Source organism: Kitasatospora sp. SC0581, from assembly GCF_048159585.1.
Lineage (GTDB): Bacteria > Actinomycetota > Actinomycetes > Streptomycetales > Streptomycetaceae > Kitasatospora.
Window position 1 is genome coordinate 70,243 of sequence record NZ_JBLRWA010000034.1, and the last position, 14,411, is coordinate 84,653.

The following is a 14,411-nucleotide window of genomic DNA, read 5'->3' on the forward strand; positions in this document are numbered from 1 at the left end:
TCGTATTCAATACGAGCCATACTGAACGAGGAGCCGCTCCGTGAGTCGACTGCTGATCACCAACGCCCACCTGCTCCACCCCGAGGACGGCATCCGCACCGACCTCGGCTGGCTGGAGGCCGCCGACGGCCGGATCGCCGCCACCGGCACCGGCCGCCCGCCCGCCGCCGGCGAGGACGTCCGGGTCCTCGACGCGGCCGGCGGCACCGTGCTGCCCGGCCTGATCGACGCCCACGTCCACCTGCTGATCACCTCGCTCGACCTGCCCGACTTCGCGAACTGGACTGCCGGCTACGCCACCGTGCGCGCCCTCGCCGAGGCCGAGCGGATGCTGCGCCGCGGCTTCACCACCGTCCGCGACGTCGGGGGCGCCGACCACGGGATGGCCCGGGCCCTGGACGAGGGCCTGGTACCCGGCCCGCGGCTGCTGCACGGAGGCAAGGCGCTGTCCCAGACCGGCGGCCACGGCGACCTGCGCCCGCTCGGCGAGGACGTGCTGCCCTGCTGCGAGTCCCGCCCGAACTTCGCCCGGATCGCCGACGGCGTGGACGCGGTGCGCACCGCCGCCCGGGACGAGTTCCGCAAGGGCGCCCACCACCTCAAGGTGCTGCTCTCCGGCGGCGTCGCCTCCCCGCACGACGAGATCGGCGCCGTCCAGTACAGCGAGGAGGAGATCCGCGCGGTCGTCGAGGAGGCCGAGAACCACAACCGCTACGTCACCGTGCACGCCTACCACCCGCGCGCGATCGACCGCGCCCTGCGGGCCGGCGTGCGCTGCGTCGAGCACGGCAACCTGCTGGACGACGGCACGATCGCCCTGCTGCTGGAGAAGGACGCCTTCCTGGTGCCCACCCTGGTCGCCTACGAGGAGACCGCCAGGCTCGGTGCCGCCTCCGGCCTGCCGGCCGCCTCGCTGGGCAAGCTCGCCGAGGTCCGAGACCGGGGCCTGGAGGCCTTGGAACGCGCCCACCGCGCGGGCGTCGACCTCGTCTACGGCAGCGACCTGCTCGGCCCGCTGCACCCGGCCCAGCTGGAGGAGTTCACCCTGCGCGCCCGGGTCCAGCCGGTCGCGGACGTGCTGCGCTCGGCGACCACCACGGCGGCCCGGCTGCTCGGCATGGCGGGGGAGATCGGCACCCTCGCCCCGGGCGCCCACGCGGACCTGCTGGTGCTCGACGGCGACCCGCTCGCCGACCTCACCGTCCTCACCCGGTCCGACCTCCACCCGAAGCGGGTGGTCAAGGCCGGCGTCCCGGTCTGACGGCCCGGCCGCACAGCCGAACGGCCGCACGGCGAAACGGCGGGCGGGCGCCCGGGGAAGACCCCGAACGCCCGCCCGCCGCGGAGGACCCGCGCTACCGCGCTTCGCCCGGCCGTGCCTACTTGGTGCCGCGCTTCGCGAGGAAGGCCTCGACCTCGGCCCGGATCTCCGGCGTGTCCAGACCGCGCACCGTCATGGTGGTGCGGCGGCGCAGCACGTCGTCCGTGGTGTACGCCCACTCGTTGTCCGCCGCGTACGCGACCTGCGCCCAGACGTCCGGACCGTCCTCGTGGATCGGCCGGCCGAGCTCCGGGTTCTCGTCGATCATGCGGGCGATGTCGAAGGACAGGGTGCCGTAGTGGCTGGCCAGGTGCTTGGCCACCAGCGGCTCCATCCGCGAGCCCGGGTCGCGGTCGATCAGCAGGCGGTGCGCCACCGCGTTCGGCGCGCCGACGCCCGGCAGCGGGACGGTCGGGGCGATCGGGGACATGTCCTCGCCGAGGCTGGTGCCGGGCACGTGGGCCAGCTTCTCCAGCACGGTGCGGCCGATGTGCCGGTAGGTGGTCCACTTGCCGCCGGAGACCGACAGCATGCCGCCGCGGCCCTCGGTGACGACCGTCTCGCGCTTGGCGGCGGCGGTGTCGCCCGGGCCGCCCGGGAGCACCCGCAGGCCGGCGAAGGAGTAGGTGATCAGGTCGCGGTCGAGGTGCTCGTCGCGGATCGCGTGCGCGGCCTCGCCCATGATCTGGTCGATGTCCGCCTCGGTGGCCCGGACGTCCTTCGGGTCGCCGGTGTACTCCTCGTCGGTGGTGCCGAGCAGGACGTGGTCCTCCCACGGGATGGCGAAGGAGACGCGGTACTTGTCGATCGGGATGGTCAGCGCGGCGCGCCACGGCGCCCGGCGCTTGACGACCACGTGGGCGCCCTTGGAGAGGCGGATCGACGGCGCGGCGCCCGCGTCCTCCATCTTGCGCAGGTGGTCCACCCACGGGCCGGTGGCGTTCAGCACCAGGCGGGCGTCGATGCCGAACTCGCTGCCGTCCAGGCGGTCGCGCAGCTCGGCGCCGGTGACCCGGCCGCCGGTGAAGCGCAGGCCGGTGACCTCGGCGTGGTTGAGCACCACGGCGCCGGCGTCGACGGCGGCGCGCACGGTCATCACGGCGACGCGCGAGTCGTTCATCTGGTGGTCGCCGTAGACGGCCACCGAGCGCAGGCCCTCGGTGCGCAGCGCGGGCACCTGCTGGGCGGCGTGCGCGGCGGTGGAGACCCGGCCCATGCCGTCGCGGAAGGCGGACAGCGCCGAGTACAGGAAGACGCCGGCGCCGAGCTTGGCGGCGCCGTGCGGGCCGCCCTTGTAGACCGGCACGAAGAAGGTCAGCGGGTTGACCAGGTGCGGGGCCACGTCGGTGGAGAGCGCGCGGCGCTCCTTGTGGTTCTCCGCGACCAGCTTGACCGCGCCGGTCTGCAGGTAGCGCAGACCGCCGTGGACGAGCTTGGAGGAGGCGCTGGAGGTGGCACCGGCGAAGTCGCCGGCGTCGACCATGGCGACCTTCAGGCCGGCCTGGGACGCGGTCCAGGCGACGGCCGTGCCGAGGATGCCGCCCCCGATCACCAGCAGGTCGTAGGTGGCCTTGCCGAGCAGTTCGCGGGTCTCGGCGCGGGAGGCGGTGTGGCCGGCGGTGCGCTCGGCGCCCAGGGTCGGGATGGTTGCCATGGTGGTTGTGTACGGCGCGCGGGTCGGGCGGCGCCGTTACTCCTCTCGTGTGCGGTGCGGCCTCTGCGGGAGAGGCCGGTCGGCCCGGTGCGGCGGGCCGGTGAAACGCGGTGACACCCGCTGCCGGAACGGCGGGCGGCCGGTCGGGGCACGGGGCCCCGACCGGCTGTCGGTCAGTTGTTCTCTTCTTCCTCCACCCAGCCCATGGTGCGCTCCACGGCCTTGAGCCACTTCTTGTACTCACGCTCCCGGGTGGCCTCGTCCATGCGGGGGGTCCACTCGGCGGCGCGGTGCCAGTTGGCCCGCAGGGTGTCGAGGTCGTTCCAGAAGCCGACGGCGAGTCCGGCCGCGTAGGCGGCGCCGAGGGCGGTGGTCTCGGCCACGTAGGGCCGCTCGACCGGGGCGTCCAGGACGTCGGCGATGTTCTGCATGAGCAGGTTGTTGCTGGTCATGCCGCCGTCGACCTTGAGGGCGGTGAGCTCGACCCCGGAGTCCTTCTGCATGGCGTCGACGACCTCGCGGGTCTGCCAGGCGGTGGCCTCCAGGACGGCCCGGGCCAGGTGACCCTTGGTGACGTACCGGGTCAGACCGGCGATCACACCGCGGGCGTCGGAGCGCCAGTACGGGGCGAACAGGCCGGAGAAGGCCGGGACGAAGTAGGCGCCGCCGTTGTCCTCGACGGTGTTGGCGAGGGTCTCGATCTCGGCGGCGGTCGAGATGATGCCGAGCTGGTCGCGCAGCCACTGGACGAGCGAGCCGGTGACGGCGATCGAGCCTTCCAGGGCGTACACCGGGGCCTGGTCGCCGATCCGGTAGCCGACGGTGGTCAGCAGGCCGTGGTACGAGTTGACGATCTTCTCGCCGGTGTTCAGCAGGAGGAAGGTGCCGGTGCCGTAGGTGGACTTGGCCTCGCCCTCGTCGAAGCAGGTCTGGCCGAACAGCGCGGCCTGCTGGTCGCCGAGCGCGGAGGCGACCGGGACGCCGGCCAGGTCGCCGACGGCCTCGCCGTACACCTCGGCGGAGGAGCGGATCTCCGGCAGGACGGACATCGGGACGCCCATCGACTCGGCGATCTTGTCGTCCCACTGCAGGGTGTGCAGGTTCATCAGCATGGTGCGGCTGGCGTTGGTGACGTCCGTGACGTGCTTGCCGCCGTCGACACCGCCGGTGAGGTTCCAGATCACCCAGGTGTCCATGGTGCCGAACAGGATGTCGCCGGCCTCGGCGCGCTCGCGCAGGCCCTCGACGTTGTCCAGCAGCCAGCGGATCTTCGGGCCGGCGAAGTAGCTGGCCAGCGGGAGGCCGGTCTCGCGGCGGAAGCGGTCCTGGCCGACGTTGCGGCCCAGCTCGCGGCAGAGGCCCTCGGTGCGGGTGTCCTGCCACACCAGCGCGTTGTGCACGGGCTCGCCGGTGTTCTTGTCCCACAGGACGGTGGTCTCGCGCTGGTTGGTGATGCCGATCGCGCGGATGTCGTCCTTGGTCAGGCCGGCCTTCTCCAGCGCGCCGCGGACGACCGACTGCACCCGGGTCCAGATCTCGGCGGCGTCGTGCTCGACGTAGCCGGGCTGGGGGAAGATCTGCCGGTGCTCCTGCTGGTCGACGGCGACGATCCGGCCGTCGGCGCCGAAGATGATGCAGCGGCTGGAGGTGGTGCCCTGGTCGATCGCGGCGATGTAGTTACCGGTGGAGGTCATGGGGAGGGTCCTCGGCTCGGGTTCGGGGGTTACGGGGTGGGTGGGCCTGACGCGTCGGTCGGTCAGTCCCCGTGTGCGGCGGGGTCGAACCCGTCCTTTAGAAGATGGCGTTGTAGAGTCCGCCGGCCGCGAGTCCGCCCAGGATCGGGCCGACGACCGGGATCCAGGCGTACGACCAGTCGGAGCCGCCCTTGTTCGGGATCGGCAGCAGGGCGTGCGCGATGCGCGGGCCGAGGTCACGGGCCGGGTTGATCGCGTAGCCGGTCGGGCCGCCCAGCGAGAGGCCGATGCCGACGACGGTGAAGGCGACCATCAGGGTGCCGGTGCCGGACTGGGAGAGGCCGCTGTTGGTGCCGATGGTGAGGATCGCGAAGCAGAGCACGAAGGTGCCGATGACCTCGGTGATCACGTTCTGGACCGGGTTCCGGATCTCGGGGCCGGTCGAGAAGATGCCGAGGGTGGGCTCCTTGTTCGCGTTGAACTGGCCCAGGTAGGTGGCCCAGACCAGGACGGCGCCGATGATCGCGCCGAGCAGCTGGGAGCCGAGGTAGAGCGGCACCTGGCTCCACTCGCCGCTCTTGACCGCGAGGGCGATGGTGACGGCCGGGTTGAGGTGGGCACCGGACTTCGGGGCCGACATGTAGGCGGCGATGAGGACCGCGAATCCCCAGCCGAAGGTGATCGCCAGCCAGCCGGCGTTGACGGCCTTCGACTTCTTGAGGGTCACGGCGGCGCAGACGCCACCGCCGAGAAGTATCAGGGCGGCGGTGCCGAGGGTTTCGCCGACGAAGACGTCGCCGTTGGAGAACGCGGACACAAAGACTCCCTTGTCCATATGGCCCGGAGGGTGGGTGGGGGCAGGCGGCCGGTCGATCGTTGTGCGGGTGAGCGCACTGTGGGAGTGATCTCTCCGGCCATCGTTCGACAATGTCGACCGTCATGCGGAAGCTTCCTCCCCAGGTCGCCCCCGCGTCAAGGCAGGGTTACGGAGCTGTGACCCTGACCCCGACAGGTCCGTCGACGTTACCGAGCGGAGCGCCCCGAAACAGGACAAAACGCCAGAGGCGCGGACAGGCCTCCGCCCGTCCGCGCCTCAGCGTGACGAATCGACGGCCCTCCGCGAGCCGCCCGTGGATGTGCTCAGAACCGCCCGGCGCCCAGGTCGCGGGAGATCGCCCGCGCCGCGCTGCGCACCGAGGCCACCAGCGAGGGCTTCACGAAGCCGTCCTCGCAGACCCGCTCGACCGCCCCGCTGATGCAGACCGCGCCCACCGGGTTGCGCCGCCGGTCCTGGATCAGCGCGCCGATCGAGGCCACGCCCTCCCAGGTCTCCTCGATCGAGTCCGCCCAGCCGCGCTCCCGGACCAGCGCGCACTCGGCGTCCACGTCGGCCGCCTCGGTCAGCGTGCGCACGGTGTACGACTCGTACGGGCCGTCGCCCAACTCGCCGCGCGCGACCGGGTCGTAGGACACCAGCACCTTGCCCAGGGCGGTGCTGTGCAGCGGCTGCATGGAGCCCACCTCCAGCACTTGCCGGGTGTCGTCCGGCCGGAACACGTGGTGCACGATCAGCACGCCCTGCTGGTGCAGCACGCCCAGGTAGACCGTCTCCCCGGCCGCCCGGGCCAGGTCGTCCGCCCACACCAGCGCCCGCGCCCGCAGCTCGTGCACGTCCAGGTAGCTCTGGCCCAGCCGCAGCAGCTCGGCGCCCAGCTGGTACTTGCCGGTCTCCGGGTCCTGCTCGACGAACCCCTCCTGCTGCAGCGTGCGCAGGATGCCGTGCGCCGTGCCCTTGGCCAGGTCCAGTGCCGTCGAGACCTCGGACAGGCCGAGCCGGCGCTCGCCGCCGGCCAGCAGGCGCATGATCGCGGCGGCCCGGGAAAGCGACTGGATCGGGCCGGGCATGGGAACCTCCGCGCTGACAGGCGGTCGACATTGTCGACCACAGTGGTGACGGGACGAGTCTGCCAGGCCGCCCTGACTCCGTGCACCTTCCCCCCGGGTAACCCGCTCTCGACCCCGTGTTCACCTGCCGTGCTCCCAGGTCCGGGCCGGGGCGTGCACATGCGCCCCCGCGCCGGTCCTCACCGCCCCGCGCCGGGCCTCACCCCGCCCGCGAGGTCAGCCCACCGCCTCCGCGCACTGCGCCCGCAGCACCGTCACCTCCGCCGCCAGCGCCGCGATCCCGTCCGTCCCGACCCGGCAGCAGCCGCCCACCAGCCGAGCGCCGTCCGCGAGCCAGCCGCCCACCCGGGCCGAGCGGAAGGTCGGCTCGCCGCGCCAGCCCCGACGGCCGGCGTCCCAGCTCTCCCCGCTGTTCGGGTAGACCACCACCGGCTTCCCGGTCACCTCGGCGGCCACCGCCACCGCCCGGTCCGCGTCCTGCGGCGTGCAGCAGTTGACGCCCACCGCGACCACCTCGTCCACGTCGGCGGCCAGCGCGAACGCCTCCGCCAGCGGCTGTCCGGCCCTGGTCCGGTCGCCCTCGATGCTGTACGACAGCCAGGCCGGCACCCCAAGCCCGCGCACCAGCCCCAGCAGCGCCCGCGCCTCGTCCACGTCCGGCACCGTCTCCAGCGCCAGCACGTCCGGCCGGGCCGCCGCCAGCACCTCCAGCCGCGGCCGGTGGAAGTCCGCCAGCTCCGCGACGCCCAGCCCGTACCGGCCCCGGTACTCCGAGCCGTCCGCCAGCACCGCCCCGTACGGGCCCACCGAGGCCGCCACCCAGCGCCGCCGCCCGCCCGGCTCCGGGCGCGCCGCCTCCCGGGCCAGCTCCACGCTGCTCGCCAGCAGCCGGGCGGCCTGCGCCCGGCCGACCCCGCGGCGCGCGAAGCCCTCGAAACTCGCCTGGTAGCTCGCGGTTATCGCGACGTCGGCGCCCGCCGCGAAGTACGCCCGGTGCGCCGCCACCACCGCCTGCGGGTCGTCCGCCAGCAGCCGCGCCGACCAGAGCCCGTCCGAGAGGTCGTGCCCGGCCGCCGCCAACTGGTTCGACATCCCTCCGTCGAGCACCAGCGGACCGGCGGCCAGCGCGGCGGCGAAGTCCGGCGGGGGAGCAGTGGGCATGGCGGCCTCCTCGGGCAGAGTTCCTGGTCACAGCCTAGAGGCGGAGGCCCCCGCCGGGCAGGAAAACCATTTGCCGCCGGGGAACGCACTCGCTACGTTGTGCTCAGCCCGAGAAGAACGGCCTGATCACAACGGTCGGAACAGACCTCGGACGACGATCCAGCACCGGCACGGCAGGCCCGGTGGCACCGGCGACGACGGAAAGGAGCCCGGCGATGGCAGCGGACGACCAGCCGCCCCCCACCGGGCCCGGGGCCGAGGAGGAGTGGCTCGCCGCGTACGACCCGCGCGCCTACACCCCGGTCGCCGTCACCGTGGACGTGGTCGCCCTGACCTTGCGCCACGGCGGCCTGCACGTCCTGCTCGTCGAACGCGGCGCCCCGCCCTACCAGGGCTGCTGGGCGCTGCCCGGCGGCTTCCTGCGCGCAGGGGAAGAGGGCCTGGACGAGGCCGCCGCCCGCGAGCTCGCCGAGGAGACGGGCCTGCAGAGCGCCTCCGAGGCCGAGACCAGGCTCTGCCGCCTCCACCTGGAGCAGCTCGGCACCTACGGCACCCCCGAGCGGGATCCGCGGATGCACGTCGTCTCGGTCGCCTACCTCGCCTTCGCCCCAGACCTGCCCGACCCCCAGGCCGGAACGGACGCCGCGGCCGCCGCCTGGCACCCCGTCTCCGACCTGGACCTCCGGCCCTGCGGCCGGTCCCGAACCGCCGGTGTGCCCGCCGACACCCACGGGGGTGGCGTCGACGGGCGCACCGGCCCCGGCCCGCTCACGCTGGCCTTCGACCACGCCCGCATCCTCGCCGACGGCCTCGACCGGGTGCGCGCCAAACTCGAGTACAGCCCGCTGGCCACCGCCTTCCTGCCGTACGACTTCACCATCCCCGACCTCCGCGCCGTCTACGAGGCGGTCTGGGACGAGAAGCTCCACCCCGGCAACTTCCACCGCAAGGTGCTGTCCGTGCCCGGCTTCGTCGAGAGCACCGGCACCACCACCGAGCGCGGCGGAGCCCGCGGCGGCCCCCGCGCCCGCACCTACCACGCCGGCGACGCCCGCCTGCTGCACCCCGCGCTGCTCCGCCCCGCCCGCGAAGGCACGGCCGACGACGACGCGGCCGACAGCACGGCCGACGACGCGGGCTCCCACTGAGGGTCCGCGGCCCCCGGCGGCACCGTCGGCCGAGCGGGCTACCATCCGGCCATGACCACTGACGAAGCGACGCCCACCGACGAGGCCCAGCAGACCGCCCACCGGCCCTTCTCGCACTGCCACTTCTGCGGTACGCCCTACCCGGCCGACACCCGCGCCTGGCCGCGTACCTGCCCCGGCTGCGCCGAGATCAGCTACCGCAACCCGCTGCCCGTCGCGATCACCGTCCTCCCCGTCACCCGCCCCGACGCCGACCCGGCCCTGGTCGTCATCCGCCGCACCATCGAGCCCGGCTACGGCGAACTCGCCTTCCCCGGCGGCTACATGGACTACGGCGAGAGCTGGCAGCAGGCCTGCGTGCGCGAACTGCACGAGGAGACCGGCATCACCGCCGACCCGGCGGAGGTCACCCTGATCCACACCGCCTCCGACCCCGACGGCCGCTTCGTGATGCTCTGCGGACTGCTCCCGGCCCGCCCGCTCGCCGACCTCCCGCCCTCGCGCCCCACCGACGAGACCGACGGCTGGCTGCTCGCCACCGCCGAAACCCCGCTCGTCTGGGACTTCCACAACGGCGTCCTGCGCCGCTGGTTCAGCGGCGAGTTCACCCCCCGCTGACCCACCGGCCGACCCTGGCGCGGCGGGCGATCACATGGCATGGTCTGCACCGACAGCCCAACCGGACGGGTCTGCCACGAGCGCTCCCGTCCCCACCACCGGCCGGGAGACCACCACCGTGAGCACCCCACCGCAGGACCAGCCGCTCTGGCGCCCCAACCCCGCTCGCGCCGCCGCCACCACCCTGGTGGCCTTCCAGGCCTGGGCCGCCGAACACCACGGCGCCCCGGCCGCCCCGCTCGCCCCGGCCGCCGACGACCAGCAGGCCGCCGAGCGCTACGCGGACCTGCAGGCCTGGTCCACCGAGGACCTCGACCGGTTCTGGACCGCGATCACCCAGTGGTTCGACGTCCGCTTCACCCGGGCTCCCGAAGCCGTCCTCGCCGACGCCGCCATGCCCGGCGCCCGCTGGTTCCCCGGCGCCCGCCTCAACTACGCCGAGCACGCCCTGCGCGCCGCCGACGACCCGGCCAACGCCGACCGCCCCGCGATCCTCCACCTCGACGAGACCACCGAGCAGCCGGCCGTCCTCACCTGGTCCGAGCTCCGCCGCCAGGTCGGCTCGCTCGCCGCCGCCCTGCGCGCCCGCGGCATCGGCCCCGGCGACCGGGTCAGCGCCTACCTGCCCAACGTCCCGCAGGCCGCCGTCGCCCTGCTCGCCACCGCCGCCGTCGGCGCGGTCTGGACCAGCTGCGCCCCCGACTTCGGCGCCCGCAGCGTCCTCGACCGCCTCCAGCAGATCGAGCCCGCCGTCCTCTTCGCCATCGACGGCTACCACTACGGCGGCAAGGACCACGACCGCACCGAGGTCGTCGCCGAGCTGCGCCGCGAACTCCCCAGCCTGCACACCGTCGTGCACGTCCCGCTGCTCGGCGCGCCCGCCGCCGAGGGCGCCCTGCACTGGGACGACCTGGTCGCCGACGACGTGGAGCCGGTCTTCGAGCCCGTCCCCTTCGACCACCCGCTCTGGGTCCTCTACTCCTCCGGCACCACCGGCCTGCCCAAGGCCATCGTCCAGAGCCAGGGCGGCATCCTGCTCGAACACCTCAAGCAGGCCGGCCTCCACCTCGACCTCGGCCCCCGGGACCGCTTCCTCTGGTACACCTCCACCGGCTGGATGATGTGGAACTTCCTGCTGGCCGGCCTCCTCGTCGGGTCCACGATCGTCACCTACGACGGCAGCCCGGGCCACCCCGACACCGGCGCCCTCTGGTCCGTGGCCGCCCGCACCGGCGCCACCGTCCTCGGAACCTCCGCCGCCTACGTGATCGCCAGCCGCAAGGCCGAGCTCCACCCCGGCCGCGACCTCGACCTGTCCGCCGTGCGCTGCATCGGCACCACCGGCTCCCCGCTCCCGCCGGACGGCTTCCGCTGGATCTACCAGGAGGTCAAGGAGGACGTCTGGCTCGCCTCCGTCAGCGGCGGCACCGACGTCTGCTCCTGCTTCGTCGGCGGCGTCCCCACCCTCCCGGTGCACCTCGGCGAGATCCAGGCCCCCTGCCTCGGCGCGGCCGTCGAGTCCTGGGACGTCCAGGGCCACCCGCACACCGACACCGTCGGCGAACTCGTCGTCACCAAGCCCATCCCCTCGATGCCCACCGGCTTCTGGAACGACCCCGAGGGCACCCGCTACCACGACAGCTACTTCGACATGTACCCCGGCGTCTGGCGCCACGGCGACTGGATCACCGTCACCTCCCGGGGCACCGTCGTCATCCACGGCCGCTCCGACTCCACCCTCAACCGCCAGGGCGTCCGGATGGGCTCCTCGGACATCTACGAGGTCGTCGAGCGCCTCCCCGAGATCGCCGAGTCCCTGGTCATCGGCCTGGAGGAGCCCGACGGCGGCTACTGGATGCCGCTGTTCGTCGTCCTCGCCCCCGGTGCGGAGCTGAACGACGACCTGATCGGCCGCATCCGCACCTCGCTGCGCACCGAGCTCTCCCCGCGCCACGTGCCCGACGAGGTCATCGCCGTCGACGGCCTCCCGCACACCCTCACCGGCAAGCGGATCGAGGTCCCGGTCAAGCGCATCCTCTCCGGCACCCCGCTGGAGCAGGCCGTCAACCCCGGCTCCGTCGACCGCATCGAGCACCTGCGCTTCTTCGAGCGGCTCGGCCTCGACCGCCAGGCCTGACCGGCCCCGGGGCACACGAAAGGGGCGCCCCCACCGTCCTGGTGGGAGCGCCCCTTCTCATGTCGCTACGTCGGCTGCTCGCCCTACTCGCCGGAGAGCACCTGCTGCGCGGCGGCCCGCGCCTCCTCGGCGCTGTCCGCGGCCCGGGCCGCCTCGGCCGCCCGGCGGCACTGCGCCAGCGTGTACTTGGCGAGCGTGGTCCGCACGTAGGGGATCGAGGCCGCGCCCATCGACAGGCTGGTGACGCCCAGACCGGTCAGCACCACGGCCAGCAGCGGGTCGGCGGCCGCCTCGCCGCAGACCCCGCAGCTCTTGCCGCTCACCCGCGCGGCGTCGGCCGCCGCGGCGACCAGGTCCAGCAGGGCCGGCTGCCACGGGTCCTGGAGCCGGGCCAGCGCACCGACCTGACGGTCGGCCGCGAAGGTGTACTGCGCGAGGTCGTTGGTCCCCAGCGACAGGAACTCGACCTCCTGGAGGATCGACCTGGCGCGCAGCGCGGCCGACGGGATCTCCACCATCGCGCCGAACTTGGCGTCCAGCCCGGCCTCCCGGCACGCGGCCGCGAAGTCCTTGGCGTCCTTGCGGTCGGCCACCATCGGGGCCATCACCTCGAGGTGCACCGGCAGGCCCTCGGCCGCCTTGGCCAGCGACCGGAGCTGGGTCCGCAGCACCTCGGGGTGCTCGAGCAGGGTGCGCAGACCGCGCACGCCCAGCGCCGGGTTCGGCTCGTCGGCCGGGGTCAGGAAGTCCAGCGGCTTGTCCGCGCCGGCGTCCAGCACCCGGACCACGACCCGGCCCTCGGGGAAGGCCTCCAGCACCTTGCGGTACGCCTCGACCTGCTTCTCGGCGCTGGGCGCCTTCGCCGAGTCGTCCAGGAACAGGAACTCGGTGCGGAACAGGCCGACGCCCTCGGCGCCGTTCTCCAGCGCGGCCGGCACGTCGGCCGGGCCGCCCACGTTGGCGAGCAGCGGCACCCGGTGACCGTCCGAGGTCTGCCCCGGGCCGGAGGAGGCGGCCAGCGCGGCCTTGCGCGCGGCGGCGGCCGCCCGCAGCTCGTCCTGCTTCTCCTGGGACGGCTCCAGCAGGACATCGCCGGAGCTGCCGTCCACCGCGACGACGGTGCCCTCGGCGACCTCGATCGCGCCGGGCAGCGCCACGACGGCCGGCACGCCCATCGCCCGGGCCAGGATGGCGCTGTGGCTGGTCGGCCCGCCCTCCTCGGTCACGAAGCCGAGCACCAGCGTCGGGTCGAGCAGCGCGGTGTCGGCCGGCGCCAGGTCCCGCGCGAACAGCACGTACGGCTCGTCGCTGTCCGGCACGCCCGGCATCGGCACGCCGAGCAGCCGGGCCACGATCCGGTTGCGCACGTCGTCCAGGTCGGCGACCCGCCCGGCCAGGTACTCCCCGGCGGAGGCGAGCAGCGCCCGGTAGGCCGCGAACGCGTCGTAGACGCCGCGCTCGGCGCTGCTGCCGACGGCGATCCGGCGGGACACGTCGGCCATCAGCTCGGGGTCCTGCGCCATCAGCGCCTGGGCCTCCAGCACGGCCTGGGCCTCGCCGCCCGCGAGGTTGCCGCGCGCGACGAGGTCGGCGGCGACCGCCTCGACGGCGGCCTGGGCGCGGGCCTGCTCGCGCGGGGCGTCCTCGGTCGGGATCTGGGTGGCCGGGGGCTCCAGCACCGCCGTCCCCATGTGCCGCACCTGGCCGATCGCGACCCCGTGGCTCACGCCCACGCCGCGCAGCGTCTTCTCCATGTCACTGTCTCCGCTGAGATGAGCGGCCCCGCCGGGAACCGCTGTGTGTGGGGGCCGCCCCGTCATCTCGTCCGGGGCGGGTGTCGGAAGGAAGGGGTCAGCTCCAGCTGAACAGCTGCTCGCCGGCCTTGGCCTCGCCGTCCTCCCGCAGGTCGCCGAGCGAGTCGGCGGTGGCCTCCAGCGCCACGATCGGCGAGATCGGCGACTTGCCGGCGGCCTCGACGGCGGCCGGGTCCCACTTGATGACGGCCTGACCACGGGTCACCGTGTCGCCCTTGTTGACGAGCAGTTCGAAGCCCTCGCCGTTGAGCTGAACGGTGTCGATCCCGAGGTGGGTCAGCACACCGTGGCCCTCGGCGTCCACGACGACGAACGCGTGCGGGTGCATGGAGACGACGACACCGTCCACCGGAGCGACCGCCGTGGTCTGCTCGCGAACGGGGTCGACCGCGGTGCCCGGGCCGACCATCGCACCCGAGAACACCGGGTCGGGCACGCCCGCGAGCCCCACGATCTTGCCGGTCAGCGGCGACGTCACAGTGGTCATGGTTGTGCCTCCCAAGTGCAGTACAGCGAGCGGCCGCGAGGAGCGGCGCGACGATCAACTGAAGCCTAATTCATGTCAACTTCGGACAACTGCTGACATTCCCGGGCGAAGACCCCGCCCTTGCCTACCTAGCCGGCCGGCGACTCACCGGCCCGCTAGTGGTCTAGTCCTCTGGCCGATGCGCCGCACTCTACAGGCATCTTGGCGAATCGAGACCATTGCTGTATATGCTCGCGAGAGCAACAAATCATGCCGCCGTCCGAGCGACCCCGGGTGCGCCCCGGTTCGCGCTCCGGCTGCCGACCCGCTATGGTTGGGCGAGTCGCCGCAACTCGGCGGTTAACGCCAGATTTCAGATGCAAAAACCCCCGGTAAACGGAACGGAAAGCATCTGGTAAGCTGGAAACACGAAAGAACGAAGCCCGGAGGGTCCGCTGGAAGGCGGTCCGAAGGAAGCGTCCGTTCCTTGAGA

General features: G+C 73.4%; 11 protein-coding genes. 4 read left to right on the forward strand and 7 right to left on the reverse strand.

What is annotated here, in order from left to right; genetic code table 11:
• The first annotated feature begins 40 nt into the window (after positions 1-40).
• Entirely contained in the window at positions 41-1,261 is a 1,221-nt protein-coding gene (locus ACLWS4_RS32685) for an amidohydrolase family protein (RefSeq protein WP_416876029.1), read from the forward strand.
• A gap of 118 nt (positions 1,262-1,379) precedes the next feature.
• Here the strand turns inward: ACLWS4_RS32685 and ACLWS4_RS32690 are convergent, their stop codons facing one another.
• The 5 genes from ACLWS4_RS32690 to mmuM form a co-directional block, all read right to left on the reverse strand.
• A complete protein-coding gene (locus ACLWS4_RS32690) occupies positions 1,380-2,975 on the reverse strand; it encodes a glycerol-3-phosphate dehydrogenase/oxidase (RefSeq protein WP_049657374.1) in 1,596 nt (531 codons plus the stop codon).
• 173 nt (positions 2,976-3,148) lie between these two features.
• Positions 3,149-4,669, reverse strand: coding sequence for a glycerol kinase GlpK (gene glpK, locus ACLWS4_RS32695; RefSeq protein ID WP_049657375.1), 1,521 nt, complete (start codon positions 4,667-4,669; stop codon positions 3,149-3,151).
• Between the two features lie 97 nt (positions 4,670-4,766).
• The gene (locus tag ACLWS4_RS32700) at positions 4,767-5,486 is read right to left on the reverse strand and encodes an MIP/aquaporin family protein (protein WP_234348595.1); all 720 of its coding nucleotides are present in this window, start codon (positions 5,484-5,486) and stop codon (positions 4,767-4,769) included.
• 323 nt (positions 5,487-5,809) lie between these two features.
• Positions 5,810-6,574, reverse strand: coding sequence for an IclR family transcriptional regulator (locus ACLWS4_RS32705; protein ID WP_049657378.1), 765 nt, complete (start codon positions 6,572-6,574; stop codon positions 5,810-5,812).
• A 216-nt stretch (positions 6,575-6,790) separates the two neighbouring features.
• On the reverse strand, positions 6,791-7,735 hold the full coding sequence (gene mmuM, locus ACLWS4_RS32710) for a homocysteine S-methyltransferase (protein ID WP_074006349.1): 945 nt from the start codon (positions 7,733-7,735) through the stop codon (positions 6,791-6,793).
• A gap of 215 nt (positions 7,736-7,950) precedes the next feature.
• Between mmuM and ACLWS4_RS32715 the strand changes: the two genes are divergently transcribed.
• The 3 genes from ACLWS4_RS32715 to ACLWS4_RS32725 all read left to right on the forward strand — a co-directional run bounded on the left by ACLWS4_RS32715 (position 7,951) and on the right by ACLWS4_RS32725 (position 11,638).
• Complete coding sequence (locus tag ACLWS4_RS32715; protein WP_380744535.1) at positions 7,951-8,883, forward strand: NUDIX hydrolase; 933 nt, start codon at positions 7,951-7,953, stop codon at positions 8,881-8,883.
• 51 nt (positions 8,884-8,934) lie between these two features.
• Complete coding sequence (locus tag ACLWS4_RS32720) at positions 8,935-9,501, forward strand: NUDIX domain-containing protein (RefSeq protein ID WP_380780089.1); 567 nt, start codon at positions 8,935-8,937, stop codon at positions 9,499-9,501.
• Between the two features lie 118 nt (positions 9,502-9,619).
• Complete coding sequence (locus ACLWS4_RS32725; RefSeq protein ID WP_416876030.1) at positions 9,620-11,638, forward strand: acetoacetate--CoA ligase; 2,019 nt, start codon at positions 9,620-9,622, stop codon at positions 11,636-11,638.
• 83 nt (positions 11,639-11,721) lie between these two features.
• Here ACLWS4_RS32725 and ptsP read toward each other — a convergent pair whose 3' ends face one another.
• Together ptsP and ACLWS4_RS32735 are read right to left on the reverse strand one after the other, a co-directional pair.
• Complete coding sequence (gene ptsP / locus ACLWS4_RS32730; protein WP_049657698.1) at positions 11,722-13,392, reverse strand: phosphoenolpyruvate--protein phosphotransferase; 1,671 nt, start codon at positions 13,390-13,392, stop codon at positions 11,722-11,724.
• Between the two features lie 97 nt (positions 13,393-13,489).
• Complete coding sequence (locus ACLWS4_RS32735) at positions 13,490-13,939, reverse strand: PTS sugar transporter subunit IIA (protein WP_049657699.1); 450 nt, start codon at positions 13,937-13,939, stop codon at positions 13,490-13,492.
• Positions 13,940-14,411: the final 472 nt, after the last annotated feature.

Excerpts from the sequence above, each read along its gene's own strand:
- ACLWS4_RS32690 (WP_049657374.1), bottom strand. The coding sequence starts at position 2,975 with ATGGCAACCATCCCGACCCTGGGCGCCGAGCGCACCGCCGGCCACACC.
- glpK (WP_049657375.1), bottom strand. The coding sequence starts at position 4,669 with ATGACCTCCACCGGTAACTACATCGCCGCGATCGACCAGGGCACCACC.
- ACLWS4_RS32705 (WP_049657378.1), bottom strand. The coding sequence starts at position 6,574 with ATGCCCGGCCCGATCCAGTCGCTTTCCCGGGCCGCCGCGATCATGCGC.
- mmuM (WP_074006349.1), bottom strand. The coding sequence starts at position 7,735 with ATGCCCACTGCTCCCCCGCCGGACTTCGCCGCCGCGCTGGCCGCCGGT.
- ACLWS4_RS32715 (WP_380744535.1), top strand. The coding sequence starts at position 7,951 with ATGGCAGCGGACGACCAGCCGCCCCCCACCGGGCCCGGGGCCGAGGAG.
- ACLWS4_RS32720 (WP_380780089.1), top strand. The coding sequence starts at position 8,935 with ATGACCACTGACGAAGCGACGCCCACCGACGAGGCCCAGCAGACCGCC.
- ptsP (WP_049657698.1), bottom strand. The coding sequence starts at position 13,392 with ATGGAGAAGACGCTGCGCGGCGTGGGCGTGAGCCACGGGGTCGCGATC.
- ACLWS4_RS32735 (WP_049657699.1), bottom strand. The coding sequence starts at position 13,939 with ATGACCACTGTGACGTCGCCGCTGACCGGCAAGATCGTGGGGCTCGCG.